This is a genomic window from Kytococcus schroeteri, assembly GCF_002847825.1.
Classification (GTDB): Bacteria; Actinomycetota; Actinomycetes; order Actinomycetales; family Dermatophilaceae; genus Kytococcus; species Kytococcus schroeteri.
Genome location: NZ_PKIZ01000007.1, coordinates 60,680 through 77,944, shown reverse-complemented (window position 1 = coordinate 77,944; position 17,265 = coordinate 60,680). Strand labels below are relative to the sequence as shown.

The 17,265-nt window shown below is 75.9% G+C and carries 16 protein-coding genes; 1 reads left to right on the top strand and 15 read right to left on the bottom strand.

What is annotated here, in order from left to right:
• Positions 1–130: 130 nt before the first annotated feature.
• The 15 genes from ftsY to CYJ76_RS04875 form a co-directional block, all read right to left on the bottom strand.
• Positions 131–1,483, bottom strand: a complete 1,353-nt coding sequence (gene ftsY, locus CYJ76_RS04945) for a signal recognition particle-docking protein FtsY (protein ID WP_101849421.1) — start codon at positions 1,481–1,483, stop codon at positions 131–133.
• 23 nt (positions 1,484–1,506) lie between these two features.
• Entirely contained in the window at positions 1,507–5,118 is a 3,612-nt protein-coding gene (smc, locus tag CYJ76_RS04940) for a chromosome segregation protein SMC (protein WP_180802218.1), read from the bottom strand.
• A 93-nt stretch (positions 5,119–5,211) separates the two neighbouring features.
• Positions 5,212–5,532, bottom strand: a complete 321-nt coding sequence (locus CYJ76_RS04935) for an acylphosphatase (RefSeq protein ID WP_070705656.1) — start codon at positions 5,530–5,532, stop codon at positions 5,212–5,214.
• Positions 5,529–6,293: a glycosyltransferase family 2 protein gene (locus CYJ76_RS04930; RefSeq protein ID WP_070705657.1), complete on the bottom strand. Its 765-nt coding sequence runs from the start codon at positions 6,291–6,293 to the stop codon at positions 5,529–5,531. Before CYJ76_RS04930 ends, CYJ76_RS04935 begins: the two co-directional genes overlap by 4 nt.
• Positions 6,290–7,318, bottom strand: coding sequence for a hypothetical protein (locus tag CYJ76_RS04925; RefSeq protein ID WP_101849420.1), 1,029 nt, complete (start codon positions 7,316–7,318; stop codon positions 6,290–6,292). The genes CYJ76_RS04930 and CYJ76_RS04925 overlap by 4 nt, the downstream gene beginning before the upstream one ends.
• The gene (locus CYJ76_RS04920) at positions 7,315–7,938 is read right to left on the bottom strand and encodes a class I SAM-dependent methyltransferase (RefSeq protein ID WP_101849419.1); all 624 of its coding nucleotides are present in this window, start codon (positions 7,936–7,938) and stop codon (positions 7,315–7,317) included. The genes CYJ76_RS04925 and CYJ76_RS04920 overlap by 4 nt, the downstream gene beginning before the upstream one ends.
• Positions 7,935–8,690, bottom strand: coding sequence for a PIG-L deacetylase family protein (locus CYJ76_RS04915; RefSeq protein WP_101849418.1), 756 nt, complete (start codon positions 8,688–8,690; stop codon positions 7,935–7,937). The genes CYJ76_RS04920 and CYJ76_RS04915 overlap by 4 nt, the downstream gene beginning before the upstream one ends.
• A 51-nt stretch (positions 8,691–8,741) precedes the next feature.
• Positions 8,742–9,449 carry a hypothetical protein gene (locus CYJ76_RS04910; protein WP_202820454.1) on the bottom strand — a complete coding sequence of 236 codons (708 nt, stop codon included), beginning with the start codon at positions 9,447–9,449 and terminating at the stop codon, positions 8,742–8,744.
• A complete protein-coding gene (gene mutM / locus CYJ76_RS04905; protein ID WP_070703699.1) occupies positions 9,446–10,339 on the bottom strand; it encodes a bifunctional DNA-formamidopyrimidine glycosylase/DNA-(apurinic or apyrimidinic site) lyase in 894 nt (297 codons plus the stop codon). The genes CYJ76_RS04910 and mutM overlap by 4 nt, the downstream gene beginning before the upstream one ends.
• Position 10,340: 1 nt before the next feature.
• A complete protein-coding gene (rnc, locus tag CYJ76_RS04900; protein WP_070703701.1) occupies positions 10,341–11,096 on the bottom strand; it encodes a ribonuclease III in 756 nt (251 codons plus the stop codon).
• Positions 11,093–11,653, bottom strand: a complete 561-nt coding sequence (locus CYJ76_RS04895) for a YceD family protein (RefSeq protein ID WP_180802217.1) — start codon at positions 11,651–11,653, stop codon at positions 11,093–11,095. Before CYJ76_RS04895 ends, rnc begins: the two co-directional genes overlap by 4 nt.
• Before the next feature lie 81 nt (positions 11,654–11,734).
• A complete protein-coding gene (coaD, locus tag CYJ76_RS04890) occupies positions 11,735–12,205 on the bottom strand; it encodes a pantetheine-phosphate adenylyltransferase (RefSeq protein ID WP_070703705.1) in 471 nt (156 codons plus the stop codon).
• Complete coding sequence (gene rsmD, locus CYJ76_RS04885; RefSeq protein WP_083323427.1) at positions 12,202–12,807, bottom strand: 16S rRNA (guanine(966)-N(2))-methyltransferase RsmD; 606 nt, start codon at positions 12,805–12,807, stop codon at positions 12,202–12,204. Before rsmD ends, coaD begins: the two co-directional genes overlap by 4 nt.
• Positions 12,807–15,023, bottom strand: a complete 2,217-nt coding sequence (locus tag CYJ76_RS04880; RefSeq protein WP_180802216.1) for an ATP-dependent DNA helicase RecG — start codon at positions 15,021–15,023, stop codon at positions 12,807–12,809. The genes rsmD and CYJ76_RS04880 overlap by 1 nt, the downstream gene beginning before the upstream one ends.
• Before the next feature lie 10 nt (positions 15,024–15,033).
• Positions 15,034–16,779: a DAK2 domain-containing protein gene (locus CYJ76_RS04875; RefSeq protein ID WP_180802215.1), complete on the bottom strand. Its 1,746-nt coding sequence runs from the start codon at positions 16,777–16,779 to the stop codon at positions 15,034–15,036.
• Between the two features lie 228 nt (positions 16,780–17,007).
• On the opposite strand from CYJ76_RS04875, the gene rpmB reads away from it, so the two are divergent.
• Positions 17,008–17,202: a 50S ribosomal protein L28 gene (rpmB, locus tag CYJ76_RS04870; protein WP_070705701.1), complete on the top strand. Its 195-nt coding sequence runs from the start codon at positions 17,008–17,010 to the stop codon at positions 17,200–17,202.
• The last annotated feature ends 63 nt before the right edge of the window (positions 17,203–17,265 follow it).

The window sequence follows — 17,265 nt, the reverse complement described above, 5'->3', positions numbered from 1 at the left end:
CTCCCCCACCACGAGCACCGCACCGGTGCCGAGTTCGACTGTCGAACTCGGCACCGGTGCGGTTCTCGGTGACCTGACAGGCCGAACTCAGCACCGGTGCTGATTTCGTGCGGTGCGCGGTGCCCGCGACTCAGTCCAGCAGGGCGTCCACGAAGTCCTCGGCCACGAAGGGCGCGAGGTCGTCCGGCCCCTCGCCCAGGCCCACGAGCTTGACCGGCACCCCGAGGGCCCGCTGCACGGCCACGACGATGCCGCCGCGCGCGGTGCCGTCCATCTTGGTGAGCACGATGCCGGTGACGTCCACCGCCTGGGCGAACACCTCGGCCTGCTTCATGCCATTCTGGCCGGTGGTGGCGTCCAGCACCAGCAGCACCTCGTCGATGCGGCTGCGCTTCTCCACCACGCGCTTGACCTTGGCCAGCTCGTCCATGAGCCCGGCCTTGTTGTGCAGGCGCCCGGCGGTGTCCAGCAGCACCACGTCCGCCTCGGAGTCCACGCCCTGGGCAACGGCGTCGAAGGCCACCGATGCCGGGTCGGCCCCCTCCTTCTCGCTGCGCACGGTGCGCACCCCGACGCGTTCACCCCAGGTCTGCAGCTGGTCGGCGGCCGCAGCGCGGAAGGTGTCCGCGGCGCCGAGCACGACGTCCTTCTCCTCGGCCACGAGCACGCGGGCCAGCTTGCCCACGGTGGTCGTCTTGCCGGTGCCGTTCACGCCCACCACGAGCACCACCGACGGGCGGTCGCCCTGACGCGTGGCGGCGATGCCGCGGTCCATGGTCGGGTCCACCAGGCGCACCAACTCCTCGCGCAGCCAGCCGCGCACCACGTCGGGGTCGGTGGTGTTCTCCACCCGCACCCGGGTGCGCAGGTTGTCCACGAGCTCGGTGGTGGCCTCCACGCCGAGGTCCACCGCGAGCAGGGTGTCCTCGACCTCCTCCCAGGCCTCCTCGTCGAGGTCGCCGGAGGAGAGCAGCTTGAGCAGCGCCTGCCCCACGGCGTTGTTGGAGCGCGAGAGGCGCGAGCGCAGGCGGTGCAGGCGCCCCTGGGCCTCGTCGGGCACCTCCACACCCGGCTCGCGCGCGTAGTCCGCGGGGGTGCCGGTGGTGCCGTCGACCTCCGGCTCGAGGACCTCCGCATCCGTGCCGCCCACGCGCTCCGGCGGGATGGTGGAGCGCTCCCGCAGGTGGGTGGCCCCCTCGCCCGCGGCCGGCGCGTCGGTGCCCGGGCCGGCCGTGGTCACCGGGTCGGTGCGCCGGTTGGTGTCGATGACGGCACCCTTGGCGCGCTCGCCGTAGGTCGACTTCTTGGCCGGCGTGTGCTCGATCGGCGGGCGGGTGGTGGTGCGCGGCTCCTGCTCCGGCGGGGCCTGCGTGGCGCCGCCCGCCTTGGCGCGCAGCCACGCCCAGGTGCCGCCACCCAGGAGGCCGACGGTCAGGCCGCCGGCGATGAGCTGTTCGTAGAGTTCGTCGAGGAAGAAAGGCACGGCCGCAGTCTGGCACGCACCGCTCAGGCGCGCGGCAGGTCCACGTCCTTGAGCCGTTGGCTCACCACCTGGCTGATGCCGTCGCCCTTCATCGAGACGCCGTAGAGGGCGTCGGCGACCTCCATGGTGCGCTTCTGGTGGGTGATGACGATGAGCTGGCTGGAGTCGCGCAGCTCCTCGAAGAGCTGGATGAGGCGGCCCAGGTTGGTGTCGTCCAGGGCGGCCTCCACCTCGTCCATGATGTAGAAGGGCGAGGGGCGGGCCTTGAAGATGCTCACCAGCAGTGCCACGGCCGTCAGTGAGCGCTCGCCGCCGGAGAGCAGCGAGAGCCGCTTGACCTTCTTGCCCGGCGGCCGGGCGTGCACCTCGATGCCGGTGGTGAGCATGTCCTCGGGGTCGGTGAGCTCCAGGCGCCCCTCGCCGCCGGGGAACAGGCGGGAGAACACGCCCTCGAACTCGCGGGCCACGTCCGCGTAGGCCTCCTCGAAGGCGGTGCGGACACGCTCGTCCACCTCGGCCACGAGGTCGAGCAGCGCCTCCTTGGAGCTCACGAGGTCGTCGAGCTGGCCGGCGAGGAACTGGTGGCGCTCCTCCATGGCCGCGTACTCCTCCAGTGCCAAGGGGTTCACGGCGCCGAGGGCCTTGAGGTCGCGCTCGGCGCGGCGCAGGCGCTTGGCCTGCTCGTCGCGCACGAAGGGCACGGTGGCGGGGTCGCCGTCCTCGTCCACGGACTGCTCGCCGTCGTCGTCGAGCACCGGCACGGGCACCTCCGGGCCGTACTCGGACACCAGCGGCCCCGGCTCCATGCCCAGCTCGTCGGCGGCGCGCTGCACCAGGGACTCCACACGCAGGCGCATCTCCGCACGGGCCACCTCGTCGCGGTGCACGGCGTCGGTGAGCTCGCGGACGCGGTCGGTGAGCTCGGCGATGCGGGTGCGGCGCGCGGCGAGCTCGGAACGCTGCTCGGCGCGTGCGGCCTCGGCGCCCTGCCGGCCGGCCTCGGCCTCCTCACGGGTGGCCTCCAGGCGCTGCACCAGGGCGGTGGCCCGCTCGGCGATGCCGCGGGCGTGCTCCGCGGCGCGGCGGCGCTGGGCGGCCCGGCGAGCGGCGTCCTGACGGGCGAGCACCTCGTTGCGGGCCTGGGCGGCCAGCGCGTCGCCGCGGCCGGCGATGGCCTTGAGGCGCTCGGCGGCGGTGCGGGCGGCCAGGCGGGCCTCGGTCTCGGCGGTGCGGGCCTGGGCGGCGGCCGTGGCCAGTCGCTCCCGCTCGGCAGTGTCGTCCGCGGCGTCGGGCGCCTCGGCGGCCTCGGTGCGGGCGGCCTCCAGGCGCTCCTCGAGGGCGGCCAGGTCCTGCTCGTCGGCCGCGGCCTCGGCCCGCCGGGCCTCCAGGCGCTGGGTCGCCTTCTCGATGGTGGAGGCGGCCTGCCGCTCGGCCTGCGCGGCCTGGGCGAGCTCCTCGGCCACCGCGGCCATGCGGGCGTCGGACTCGTGGAGGGCGGCCAGGGCCTCGTCGGCCGCCGGCTGGGCCTGCGCGACACGCTCCTGGGCGGCGTCGCGGGCCTGCTCGGCGGCGGCCACCTCCTCGCGGGCGGTCTCCAGCTCGGCCAGGGCGCGCTCGTGGTCGGCGGCCACCTCCACGGCCGACGGTCCGGCCGAGGAGCCGCCGGTGACGCGGTGGCGGGTCCACAGCTCGCCGGTGGCGGTGGCCACGGCCTGCACGGCCGGCTCGGCCTGCAGCACCTGCTGGGCGGCGGCCTCGTCTGCGGCCAGGGCGGTGCCGGACAGCGCCTCGACCACCGCGTCGGCCAGGGAGGTGGAGACCTCCACCACCGCGAGCGCCCACACGGCCTCGCCGGGCAGGGCGGTCGCGGGAGCGCGCTCGGCCAGGGCGGTGGTGGCCGCATCCGCGCGGTCCCCGAGCAGCAGGGTGGCCTGCCCGGCATCGTGCTGGGCCAGGTGGGCCAGCGCGGTGGTGGCCGCCGCGCGCCCGTCCACGACGAGGGAACCCGCCACCGGACCCAGGGCGACGGCCAGCGCGGCCTCGTGGCCCGGCGCCACGGAGAGGTGGTCGGTGAACTCCCCCAGCACGCCGGCGGGGCCGTCGTCGGCCACGAGGGTGGCCGAGCCGTCCCGGCGCTGCAGGGCCACCGCCAGGCCCTCCACGCGGGCGGTGAGCCGCTGCACCCCCTGCTGGGCGGCGTTGAGGCGGTTGCGCGCGTCCTCCAGCGCGGCCCGGGCGGTGTCCACCTGCTCCTGGGCGGCCTCGTACGCGGCATCGAGGCCGGCCTCCCCGGACTCGGCCTCCTCCATGCCGCCCTCGAGTTCGGCCCGCCGCGCAGACGCGGCCTGCGCGGCCTCGCGCCCGGCGGCGATGTCGGCCTCCAGCCGCTCGATCTCGGCCTGCGCGGAGGCCACCCGCGAGCGCCGCACCTCGACCTGCCCGCCGAGCGTGGCGAGCCCCTCGCGACGGTCGGCGGCGGCCTTGGCCAGACGCTCCAGACGCTGCACCTCGGCACCGTGGGCGGCCTCGGCCTCCTCCTTGGCCGCGGTGGCCTCGGTGAGCGCGGCCTCGGTGGACTCGATGCGCTCGCGCTCGTCGGCCTCCTGCTGGCGCAGCTCGGCGGCCTGCCGCTCCAGCTGCTCGGGGTCGCGTCCGCTGCGGCTGCGCTGTTCGGACTCCGTCGCGTCGCGCTCGGCCAGCCCGGCCCGCTCGGTGGCCAGGCGGCCGGCGGCCCGGGTGCGCTCCGCGAGGGTTCCCAGCTCGAACCAGACGCTGCGGAAGGCGTCGTGCCGCTCGTCGGCGGTGACCACGGCGCGCTCCAGCTCCTCCAGCCCCTGCGAAGCGGCAGCCAGGGCGGCCTCGGCCTCCTGCCGGCGGGCCAGGGCGGCCTTCTCGTCGGCGAGGTCGGTCTCCAGCGCGGCCTGCTGCTGCACGAGGTCGTCGGCCAGCAGGCGCGCACGGGCGTCGCGGACGGTGATGTGGATGACCGCGGCCCGGCGGGCGGTGGCGGCCTGACGCCCCAGCGGGCCCAGCTGGCGGCGGACCTCGGCGGTGAGGTCGCGGACGCGGGCGAGGTCGCCCTCCATCGCGTCCAGCTTGCGCAGCGCCTTCTCCTTGCGGCGGCGGTGCTTGAGCACGCCGGCCGCCTCCTCCACGAAGCCGCGCCGGTCCTCCGGGGTGGCGCGCAGCACCGCATCGAGCTGGCCCTGCCCCACGATGACGTGCATCTCGCGGCCGATGCCGGAGTCACTGAGCAACTCCTGCACGTCGAGCAGGCGGCAGGGCGCGCCGTTGATGGCGTACTCCGACCCGCCGGAGCGGAACATGGTGCGGCTGATCGTCACCTCGGAGTAGTCGATGGGCAGCGCACCGTCGCTGTTGTCGATGGTCATGGCCACCTCGGCGCGGCCCAGCGGCGCGCGGCCGGAGGTGCCGGCGAAGATGACGTCCTCCATCTTGCCGCCGCGCAGCGACTTGGCGCCCTGCTCGCCCATCACCCAGGCCAGGGCGTCCACGACGTTGGACTTGCCCGACCCGTTGGGCCCCACGATGGCGGTGATGCCCGGCTCGAGCTCCATGCGGGTGGACGAGGCGAACGACTTGAACCCCTTGAGGGTCAGGGACGTCACGTACACGGGTGGGGGCTTCCTGTCAGCGGGCGGTCACGGCGGCGGCCGTCGCGTCATCCTACGGAAGGGCGCCCCGCGTCCTGGGGCCGCGGGCGCGCGTCACTTCTCGACGAAGCCCGTCACGCCCTCCCGCGCGTCACCCTCCTGGCGCACCACGGCGTCCACGCGGCCGGGGCGGCCGTGCGACGAGGGGTCCTCGCGCAGCAGGGCCTCCAGGGCGGCGATGTCCGCGCCGCGCCCCTGGGCCACCACCTCCACCCGTCCGTCGGACATGTTGCGGGCGTGCCCCACCAGCCCCAGCTCGAGGGCGCGGCTGCGGGTCCACCAGCGGAAGCCGACGCCCTGCACGTGGCCCTTCACGAAGAGGGTGGCGCGGCGGTGGCCGGCAGAGGGGGTGGGCGTCTCCTCGGGTGGGGTCATGGGTGCTCCTGCGGGTCGGTGGTGCGGGCCCCCAGTGTGCCTCCCAACCGGGCCAGCAGGGCGCTGAGCCCGTCGGCGGCCCGGCCGTCGGTGCGTCCCGAGGTGTGCACCACGAGGTCCCGGGGCGTGGCCACCGGCAGCCCGGCGGCTCGCAGGGCCTGCACGAGGGCGACGTCCTCGCCCCGGGCGCGGTGCGGGAAACCGCCGATCGCGAGGTAGGCGTCCGCACGAACGGCCAGGTTGGCCCCATAGGCGTGCCAGTGGCCTCGCGCGTGCAGGCCGGTGGCCACCTCGGCGTCGTAGGCACGGCGGGCCTCCGGGGGTGCCTGCCAGCCGACCAGGTCCACCAGCCCTGCCACGGCGACGGCGTCCTCGGCGCGTGCTGCGGCGAGGGCCCGGGTGAGCCAGTCGACCGGGACGCGGGAGTCGGCGTCGGTGGTGAACAGCCAGGTGTGCGCGGGGTCGCCTGGGTCCAGGCCGTGCCGCAGCGCGCGGTCACGCACCTGCCCCACCGTCTCCGAGACGCCGTCGAGCAGCACCTCGCCGGTCACGTGCTCCGGCAGGGGGCCGGCCAACACCCCGTGTGCGAGGGCGGCCGTGGCGTCCCGGCACCGGTGGGCAGCGACCACGAGGTGCACCTGGTCCGCCCTGCCCGCATCCACCCTGACCGCCTCCCCCGCAGCCGCGACGAGGGCACCCAGCGCGGCGGGGAGCAGCTCGGCCTCGTCGCGCGCCGGCACCCCGATGACGACGCGGGTCACGCAGGCTGCCCCAGCCCGACGGCGGCCCGGTCGGCGGGGTGCTGGGCGAGGTAGACCTCCAGGTCGGCCACGCTGCGCGCCAGGTCCTCGTCCTGTGCCAGACCCACCGCCCCGCCGAGCACGCGCACGTGGCCCAGCACCCGCGTGCCGGCCGAGGCCACCACGGCGCGGACCTCCTGCGAGAGGCCTGCCAGCGCCTCGCGGGTGCCGGCACCGAGGGCGTCCCACTCCCCCATCGACCCCGGCGGCATCAACTCCTCGAGCCGGCGACCCGCCTCCTGCAGCACGGCCCCCGCGGCCACCAGCTCGGTGCGCACCAGACCGTGGCGCCGGGCACGCTCGGGGCTCGGCGGGGCCCCGGCCCCGAACCGCCCGGCCTCGCGCGCCACCCGCACCGTCGCTCCCCACCACACCGCGGCCACGCCCACCCCACCGGGCAGGAAGGCCGGACGCGCCAGGTACCAGCCGGGTGCCCCCACCTCGGCGGAGGCGGCACAGGTGGTGCGGACCGGCACCGTCCAGGAGCGCGAGGTGGCCATGGCGGTCACGGGCCACGAGGCGGGGTCGCCCTCCCAGCCCGCCACGGGCAGGTCGAGCAGGCGGTGGGTGCCCTCGGCGTCCACCGCCGTGACCAACGCCCGGTCCAGCACGCCGACCCCGGAGGCGAAGCGCAGCTCACCGGACACCTCCCAGCCACCTGGCACCGGGCGGGCGACCGGTCCGCTGCCCCGGGAGCGGGAGGCCCACACGCCGTACAGCGCGCCGGGCTCGGGCGTGCGGCCGGCCTGGGCCAGCACACGCACGGCGTCGGCGTGCCCCTCGGCCAGACGCGACCACCCGATGTCGGTGGCGCCCCGCCGCGCGAGCGCGTCGAGCAGCTGCGGCCAGGTGAGCCCCGCCCAGTCCACGTCGGCCGTGAGGCGGTGCACGGCATCGCGGAGGGTGGCCGGGTCGGTCGACCAGCGCGGCAGGTCACCGACCTCCAGCGGGGTCGGCAGGTCGATGAGGTGGGTCACGGGGGTCATGTCTCCTCCGGGGCGTCGTGGGCGGTCGGGCTCGAGGCGGTGCGCGTCCAGGAGTCGAGCACGAAGTCCTCCTCGCGGTGCCCCACGCGGTGCCTCCACCCGGCGGTCCGCAGGCCGGTGTCCAGCTCGGCCTGGGCCGCAGTGCCCGACAGGTGCGCGTCGCCGGGGTGGTGGCGCCAGGTGACGGCCAGCACCTCGGCCCGCGGTACGCCGTGGACCGCGGCCTCCAGCACGGCGGGCAGCGCCCCGCGGGTGGCGTCGTCGAGGTAGTAGAGCACCTCGGAGAGCACCACCAGGTCGCAGCCCACGGCGGCCACGGGGCGGTCGGGCAGCACGCACCGGGTGGCCCGCGCCCGGTACCCCGCGCGGGCCAGGGCAGCAGTGCTGAGCTCCACGGCGCGGGCGGCGGCGTCGCTGGCCACCACCTCGTCACAGCGGTCCAGCAGGTCGGCGGCCAGATGGCCGGTGCCGCTCGCGGCGTCCCAGGCCCGGGCGTAGCGCTCCCGGGTGAGGGCGGCCAGGGCGACGGTGCGCTTGCGCCGCTCGTACCAGCGGGTGCCCACCCCGAAGGGGTCGTCCTGCCCGGCGTACCAGGCGTCCACGTCCGGCCCCCGGTTCACGCGACCTCCCCCGGGGCGCCCACGGCCAGGCGCTGCACGCCGTGGTGGGCCAGCGCCCCCGGCGGCACGACCGCACCCCATCCGGGCACCTGCTCGGTGGTCTGCGAGGGGTAGCAGTACAGCGCCGCCTCGCGGGCGGCCTCGGTGTGCGCGGGGGTCCCGACGACCGCGAGCCGCCACCCGGTGGCGGCGAGCTGCTCCGGGCGGCACCAGACCGTGGCCCAGACAGGGAACTCGAGCACCTCGATGCCGCGACGGCCCGCCTCCCGCGCCACGACCTCGCCCAGGGCGGCGTGGTCGGGATGCGGGTCCAGGCGCCAGGGCACGAGCACGGCGGACGGAGCCGACTCCTCGAGCACCGCGGCGACCCACGCCGCCAGCTCGTCAGGGCGTGCGTCGAGCGCCCCGTCGGGGAGCCCACCCCATCGACCCGGGCGGGCGCCGAGTGCGGCCACGGCGGCGAGCCACTCGGCCCGGCGCACGGCCCCCACGTCGTCCACCCCGGGCACCGGACGGCCCAGGTAGCACCCCTCCCCCGCGGTGGCGCAGTGCGCGGTGGCCCCGACGGTGCCCGCCAGGTGGGCCACGAGCCGCCCGGCACCGATGACCTCGTCGTCCGGGTGCGCCGAGAGGACCGCCACCGGGCCGGCCACCGCGGGCAGGGGCAGGACGGATCCCTCGGCGGGCGCGGGCAGCGACTCCGGCGCGAGGCACCCGGGACGACGGGGTGGGGTGGGGTCGGGGATCAGCACGCCCCCACTGTCACAGCCCCGGCCGGTGCCCGCACCCCGGACGACGCGCGCTCAGGGCAGAACCGAGATCTTCTGCCAGATGCGCGCCGCCAGGTCGCTGGCCAGCGACTCCACGTCCGAGACCGTGTCCAGCACCACGTCGTCGCCCGAGGCCTCGGCGCACAGGGCGGCCACCTTGCCCACCATCGAGAGCATCTCGGCGCAGTAGTCCAGGTAGTGCGCCATCTCCTCGCGGGTCATGGGGTCGCGCACCGAGGCGCCGGTGGGCACGTAGTCGGCGCGCAGGTGCTCGGGGTCCTTGGTCACCTGGTGCATGTCGATGACGTGCGCCGTGGACCGCAGCCGGTGCAGCAGCCCGAGCATGCGGGAGCGCTCGTGGCGTGCGGGCGCCATCATGAGGAACCAGATGGCCAGGGCCGAGAACACGAGGTCGTTGACGCCGGTCTCCAGCAGGGCCAGCAGGTCGGCCGGCTCTCCCAGGCCGTCGGCGCGCAGGTCGAGCACCACCTGCCCCACCACCACGGCGGTGGCCACGGCCAGAGCGGCGGCCAGCAGGCCGGTCACCCAGCGCATCACCCGCAGCCGCAGGCGGCTGGAGTCCGAGGTGTCCTCCACCTCGTCGGCCAGGGAGCGCAGGTGGTCGGCCACGCCGGCCAGGGAGCGCTCGGGGAAGCGGGCGCGGATGCGGCGGGCCAGCCGGTCGATGGAGGCCTGCACCGCATCGGCCTCGAGGTGGTCGGGCACCCACTCGCCACTCACCGGACGTCCCCCTTAGGCGCGTGGCGCGGGCGGGTCTGGCAGGCGGGGCACCAGTGGGAGCTGCGGCCGTCGAAGGGCGAGCGCAGCACCGTGGCGCCGCACCGCGGGCAGGGACGGCCCTGCTGGCCGTAGACCGCCAGGCGGCGGTCGAAGTAGCCGCTGGCGCCGTTGACGTTGACGTAGAGGGCGTCGAACGAGGTGCCGCCCTGCTCGAGGGCCTCGGCCATGACGTCCTGCAGGTGGCCGATGAGGCGGCGCGCGGCCGGGCGGGTCAGCGCGGTGCCGGGGCGCTCCCCGTGCACGCCGGTGCGCCACAGCGCTTCGTCGGCGTAGATGTTGCCCACGCCGCTGACGAGACCTTGGTCGAGCACGGCGCGCTTCACCGGGCCACGGCGCGTCACCAGCCGGGCGGCCACGACCTCGGCGTCGAAGACGGCCTCGAAGGGGTCGGGCGCGATGTGGGTGGTGCTCGCCGGCACCCCGCCGGGGTGGTCGCCGCCGAAGGGGTCGGTCACCAGCGGCTCGACGGACCACCCGCCGAAGGTGCGCTGGTCGGCGAAGCGCAGCGAGGGGCCCTCGTCCTCGAAGTCGAGGCGGGCGTGCTCGTGGCGCACCGCCGGGTCGTCCGGGGGCAGCACGAGCATCTGGCCGCTCATGCCCAGGTGGGTCACCAGCGCCGAGGCGTCGTCGAGGGCGAGCCAGAGGAACTTGCCGCGCCGCTCGGCCGAGGTGGGCGTGCGCCCGGTGAGGCGCTCGGCCAGGGCCGCGGCCCCACCTGCGTGGCGCCGGGCCACGCGTTCGCCGCGCACCTCGGCCACTGCGATGCGGCGGCCCACCACGTGGTCGGCCAGACCGGCGCGGACGACCTCGACCTCGGGGAGCTCAGGCACCTCAGGCGACCTCGGAGGACGCGGCCGGGGCGCCACCGTCCTCACCCGCATCGCCCTGGGGGTTCAAGTGCTCCCAAGCCGCCTCGGCGGCCATCATCTCCGCGGCCTTCTTGGTGCGCCCGGTGCCGGTGCCCACCGGCTCCCCGCCGAGCAGGGCCGTGGCCTCGAAGACCTTGGCGTGGTCCGGGCCGGAGTCGGTGATGCGGTACTCCGGCAGCCCCAGACCGCGCGCGGAGCCGAGCTCCTGGAGGCTGGTCTTCCAGTCCAGCGCGGCGCCCATCGTCTGCGAGCGCTCCATGAGTTCGTCGAGCAGGTGGTGCACCACGGTGGTCGCTGCCTCGAGCCCCACCGAGAGGTACACCGCCCCGATGACGGCCTCCACCGCGTCGGCGAGGATCGAGTTCTTCTGCCGCCCGCCGGAGCCCTCCTCGCCCCGGCCGAGGCGGAAGTAGCTGCCCAGCTCCAGGCGGCCGGCCTCGCCGCCGAGGGCCCGGGCGCTCACCACGGCGCTGCGCAGCTTGGCCAGCTCGCCCTCGGGCAGGTCCGGGTTGGAGCGGTACAGGTGGTTGGTCACCACCAGGCCCAGCACGGAGTCCCCGAGGAACTCCAGGCGCTCGTTGTGCGGGGCGTCGTCGTTCTCGTAGCTGTACGAGCGGTGCGTCACCGCCCGCAGCAGCAGGTCCTCGTCCACGCGGGCACCGACCACCTCCTCGAGGCGGTCGGCCAGCTCGGAGACGGGTCGTGCGGCCGGGCTCACTGGTCGTCGGAGCGGGTCAGGTCGGCCAGGGCGGCCCAGCGGGGGTCGAGCTCCTCGTGGGCATGGTCCGGGTCGCCGGCCAGCCGCTCGCCGCAGCGGTCGCACAGGCCGGGGCAGTCCTCGGAGCAGACCGGCTGGAACGGGAAGGTGGGCACCACGGCGTCGCGCACGGCGGGCTCGAGGTCCATGAGGTCGCCCTCCATCTCGCGGACGTCCTCCTGGGTCTCGGGGTCCACCTCCTCGCCGTCCTCGCGCCCCCCGGGCCACACGTAGAGCACCTGGAAGTCGGTGTCCACGGGCTCGTCGAGGTCGGTGAGGCAGCGCACGCAGTTGCCGCGCGCGGTGGCGGTCACGGTGCCGGAGGCCAGGACCCCGTCCACGAGGGACTCCAGACGCAGGTCGAGCCCCAGCGGCGAGCCGGGCTCCACCGCCATCACGTCGGTGCCGATGCCCTCGGGGGCCGGGACCTCGAACTCCCCGGACTCGGTGGTGCCGGCGCGGCGTCCGAAGCTGCGCAGGTCGAGGGCGAGGGGGTGCCGACGGTCGAGCTCGATCATGCGGCCCATCGTCCCACAGGGCACCGACGACCTCGCCGGTCAGGCGCTGTGCCCCGGCCCTCCCCCACGGCGCCGTCGCGCTCAGGCGCGGGCCGCGAGCGCCGCCAGCACCGGGGCCGGCACGAGGTCGGAGACGTCGCCCCCGCCGGCCGAGATCTGCCGCACCAGGGTGGAACTCACGTGCGCCACCTCGCCGGAGGCGGGCAGCAGCAGCGTCTCGATGCCCGACAGGTGCCGGTTCATGGCCGCCATCGGCTGCTCGTAGGCGTAGTCGGTCTCGCTGCGGATGCCCTTGACCACCACGTCGGCGCCGACCGCGCGGACCACGTCCACGAGCAGGCCGGTGTGGGCGGAGACCTCCACCCCGGGCAGGTCTCCCACGGACTCCTCGATGACGCGCACCCGCTCGGCCACGGGCAGCATGCCGGTCTTCTCCGGGTTGTGCACCACCGCCACCACCGTGCGGTCGTAGAGGGCGGCGGCGCGGCGCACCACGTCGAGGTGGCCGTTGGTGAGCGGGTCGTAGGAGCCGGGCAGCAGGGCGGTGGTCACGCCTCCATCGTGTCATCCGGCTCGGCGAACCACAGGGTGGTCTCCCCGTGGTCGCGGCGGCGGAAGCGCCGAAGACCGGCCGGCCAGGTGGGCTCGGGGCTGCGCGAGGAGCGCTCCACCACCACCACGGCGGCCGGGGCCAGCCAGTCCTCGGCGAGCGCCCGCAGCACGCCGGCCAGCTCCTCCTCGCCGAGGGGATAGGGCGGGTCGAGCAGCGCGAGCACCACGCGGCCGCCGTCGGGCAGGTCGGTGCCCTCACCCACGAGGGGCGCGCGCCCGGCCTCGAGGAAGGCCTGCACGCCACGCCGGTGCACGCTCACGGCCCCGCCCACGCCCAGGGCCCGGACGTTCTGCTGCGCCACCCGTGCCGCGGGCGCCGCCTGGTCCACGCAGTCCACCCGTCGCGCGCCCCGGCTGGCGGCCTCGAGCCCCAGCGCGCCGGACCCGGCGAAGAGGTCGAGCACCCACGCGTCGCGCAGCACCCCCTCGTGCTCCAGGGCGGCGAAGAGCGCCTCGCGCACCCGGTCGCTCGTCGGGCGGGTGTCGGCGCCCCGCGGTGCCTCGATGCGGCGGCCCCCGTGGGCCCCGGCGATGATCCTCATCAGCTGCGCTCCAACCAGGCGGCACTCTCGTCACGGGCGGCCACCGCGCGGGCCAGCGGCTCCCACGCGGTGAGCTCGGGGTCCTGCTCCACGTACGCCCGGGCGGCCTCGCGCGCCTGGCCGATGAGCTCGGCGTCGTGCAGCACGCGCACGTACTCCAGTCCCGAACGGCCGCTCTGCGCAGCACCGAGCACGTCGCCCTCGCGGCGCATCTCCAGGTCGGCCCGGGCCAGCTCGAACCCGTCGGTCGTGGACGCCACGCGCTCCAGCCGCTCGTGGGTGGGGCCGGTGGCCACGTGCGTCATGAGCAGGCACAGGCCGGGGTGCCCGCCACGCCCGATGCGGCCGCGCAGCTGGTGCAGCTGGGCGATGCCGAACCGGTCGGCGTCCACCACGAGCATCACCGTGGCGTTGGGCACGTCCACGCCCACCTCCACCACGGTGGTGGCCACGAGCACGTCCACCTCGCCGGCGGCGAAGGACGACATCACGGTGTCCTTCTGGTCGGTGGGCATGCGGCCGTGCACCATCTCCACCCGGACCCCCCGCCCGCCGAGTTTCTCCCGGGCGGTCACGAGCAGGTCCTCGACGCCCACCGCGGGCGGGCGCGGCTCGGCCACGGGCGCGTCGGGGTCGACCAGCGCGGGCTGCCCGGGCACCTCGCGCACGTCGCCCCGTGCCGGGTCGTCGTCCGTCGCGGGGGACTCCTCCTCGGCGGTGTCGATGCGGGAGGCCACCACGAACGCCTGGCGCCCGGCCGCCACCTCCTCGGCGATGCGGTCCCACGCCCGCTCGGTCCACACGACGTTGTCGGCCGGCACCACGTGCGTGGCCACCGGCTGCCGGCCTGCGGGCAGCTCGTCGAGCACCGAGACGTCCATGTCGCCGAACACCGTCATGGCCACGGTCCGCGGGATCGGCGTGGCGGTCATGACCAGCAGGTGCGGGGGCGGGTCGGCCTTGGCCCGCAGCGCGTCACGCTGCTCCACGCCGAAGCGGTGCTGCTCGTCGATGACCACCAGGGCCAGGTCGGCGAAGGTCACCGAGTCCTCCAGCAGCGCGTGGGTGCCCACGAGCACGTCCACCTCGCCGGCCAGAGTGTCCAGCAGCACCTTCTGCCGCTGCGAGGCCGTCATGGAGCCGGTGAGGAGCCGCACCTCCACGCCCCCGGCGAGCCGGCCCGCGGTGGCGAGGTCGCCCAGCGCCCGCACGAGGCCGCGGTGGTGCTGGGTAGCCAGGATCTCGGTGGGGGCGAGCATCGCGGCCTGCCCGCCGGAGTCCACGGCCTGCAGCATGGCCCGCAGCGCCACCATCGTCTTGCCCGAGCCGACGTCTCCCTGCAGCAGCCGGTGCATCGGGTGGGTGTGCCCCATCTCCTCGGCGATCTCGCGCCCCACCCGCTCCTGCGCGGCGGTGAGCGCGAACGGCAGGGCGGCGTCGAAGCGGGCGGCCACGCCGCCCTCGCGCCGCGGACGCGGCGTGGCCGGGTCGGCCTCGTGCCGGGCCCGCAGCCGGGCCAGCACCACCTGCAGCTCGAACGCCTCGGAGAAGCGCAGCCGCGCCCGGGCCCGCTGCACGTCGGACCAGTCGGCCGGGCGGTGCAGCAGCGTCCACGCCTCGGTCGCGGTGAGCCCCTGCGCAGCGGCCACCGAGGGGGGCAGCACGTCGGGTGCCTCGTCCAGGGCGTGCAGGGCCATGGCGGCGGCCTGGCCGACCTGCACGGAGGTGAGCTGCTTGACCTCCTTGTACAGCCCGATGAGGCCCTCGGCCGGCTCGGCGAACGCGCCGGCCTCCTCGCCGGCGGACTCCAGCACCACGTAGTCGGGGTGCGTCATCTGCAGCGCGCCGCGGTACTCCCCCACGGTGCCGATGAACATCACCCTCGCCCCGGGCACGAGGCGGGTGGTGTGCCCGAAGGCGGTGAAGAAGACCACCGTCAACCGGCCCCCGGCGTCGTCGCGCGTCTGCACCACGAGCCGCTTGCGCCGCGGCTGGTTGCGCATCGGCACCTGCTGCGCGGAGACCACGGTGCCCACCACCACCGAGCTCTCCCCGACGGTGAGGTCTGCCATCGCCGCCGGCCGCTCGGGGTCCAGGTAGCGGGTGGGCACGAACTGCACCAGGTCGCCCACGGTCCGCAGGCCGCGCTCCTTCTCCAGCCGCTTGGCCTCCCGCTCCCCGATGACGGACGGCAGCCGGGCGTCCCAGGTCACCACGCCGGCCCCCTCACTCGAGCCCCACGAGCACCGGGAACGCCCGGGGCCCGCCCTCGACGACCTGCACCTCCAGGCCACGGCGTCGCAGCCGCAGGCTCGACTCGACGGCCCGCCCCACGGCAGGGTCCAATTCCTCCCCGAGCACCACGGTGGCGAGCTCCACGCCGCGGGTGGGGAGTTCGGCCAGCACGTCCGGCAGCACGTCGGCCACGTCCTCGCCGCGGGCCACCTCGCGCGAACCCACGGTGCCGACGACCCCGCCCCCGGGGAGGGCCCGGACCGCCCCGTCGTGGGTGGCCCCCGCCGCGGCGGTGAGGGCCCGCGCGGCCTTCTCCGCGTCGGCGGCGGGGTCCCACACCGCCACGGCGGCCACGGTGCCCTGCAGCGTCCGGCTCTCGACCACCTGCATCCACACGCCTTGCTGGGCCACGAGACGAGCCGCTTCCTGGGCGGGCAGCACCAGCTGGCCGTCCCCGGGCAGGAAGACCACCCGGGTGGCCCCGCAGGCGAGCACGGCCTCCACGAGCTCCCCGATGCCGGCCCGCCGGCCGGGCGAGGAGCGCACCACCTTTGCACCCGCGGTCCGCAGGACCTCGACCAGCCCCACCCCGGAAGCGGCGACCAGCAGCGCCACCTCGCTCCGGCTCGCGTGGGCGCCGTCCAGGCTCTCGGTGCGCACGTCGGCCACCTCGCCCACCTTGCGGCACAGTGCCGTCACCCTCGAGGCCGTGGGCGCGTCGGCCACGTGCACGTGCACCCGCCAGTGCCGGCCGGCGCCGGCCACCACCACGGAGTCCCCCAGGTCCGCCAGCCGGCGGCGCAGCCGCTTGACCACACGGTCGGCCTTGCGGGCGGCCGCCTCGGGCAGGGTCGTGCTGAGCACCACCTCCAGCGTGGAGCGCGACGCCGTGGTGTCCCGCTCCTCGTCGGTGTCCACCGAGCCCTCGGCTCCGTCGTCACCCCGGGACTCGCCGGGCCCTGCGGCCTCTGTGCCGGCGTCCTCGCCCACGCGCGCCTGTTCCCCGGTCGATCCCTCGCCGGGGACCTCGGGGAGCGGCAGCCCACCGTCCGCGGGGGTGCCGAGCCACAGCAGCCCGGGCGCCTGCGGGTCCTCACCGGTGCACGTGACCACCAGGTGCCGCAACGCCACCACGAGCCCGGCGGCACCGGCGTCCACCACGTGCGCCGTGCGCAGGGCCGGCAGCTGGTCGGGCGTGCGTGCCAGGGCCACCTGCGCGGCGTCGAAGGTCCGGCGCACCACCTCGTCCAGCTCTCCCCCGGCGGCGGCCGCCTCCCGTGCGGCGTCCGCCGCGGCCCGCGAGACGCTCAGGATGGTGCCCTGCTCGGGGGTGGCCACGGCCTGCCAGGCCGAAGCGTCCGCCCGGGCCAGGGCCCGCGCCAGCCCGGACCCGTCGAGCCCACCGGCGTCGTCGCCCGCGGCACCGCGCACCACCTCCTGGGCCGCTCCGGCGATGAGCTGGGCGAGGATGACGCCGCTGTTGCCCCGTGCCGCCCAGAGGATGGACCGCGCCAGCCCGTCGATGCTGGCGTGCACGTCCTGGGCGTCCCAGGCCGGCGCGGTGCGCAGGCCGGTGTCCACGGTGAGGAACATGTTGGTCCCGGTGTCGCCGTCGGCCACCGGGAAGACGTTGACCGCGTCGAGGGCCGGCGCCGCCCGACGCAGTCCACCCCGCACGTTGAGCAGCCAGCGACGGGCGTCGGTGGCCGTGAGGCGACGACGCGGACCGGGTGCCATGGTGGGTCTCCTGGGCGAGCGAGGCGGGAGGCCTGCACGGGCGCTCCCGATGGACCCGCACATGGTCGCACCCGCCACCGACAACCGCCCCGGTTGGCCCCGACTGCGGTGGTCCGCTATGATTCTCCGGTTGCCCGTGACCTCCCGCATGCAGGATCCACCAGGATCCGGGCCCTGCGGAACCCCCGGTCGGGGCCCATTCGACCATCGATCACTCAGGAGAGAACCGTGGCTGCCACCTGCGACGTCTGCGGCAAGGGACCGAGCTTCGGTCACAACATCTCGCACTCCAACCGCCGCACCAAGCGCCGTTGGAGCCCGAACATCCAGCGCGTGCGCGCCCGCGTCGGCGAGAACCTCGCCACCGTGAAGCGCATCAACGCCTGCACCTCGTGCCTCAAGGCCGGCAAGGTCGTTCGCTGACCCACCGGTGAGCGCGGCCCCGCCGCACCTCGCACGACGCACACAGGGCGCCCCTCGGGGCGC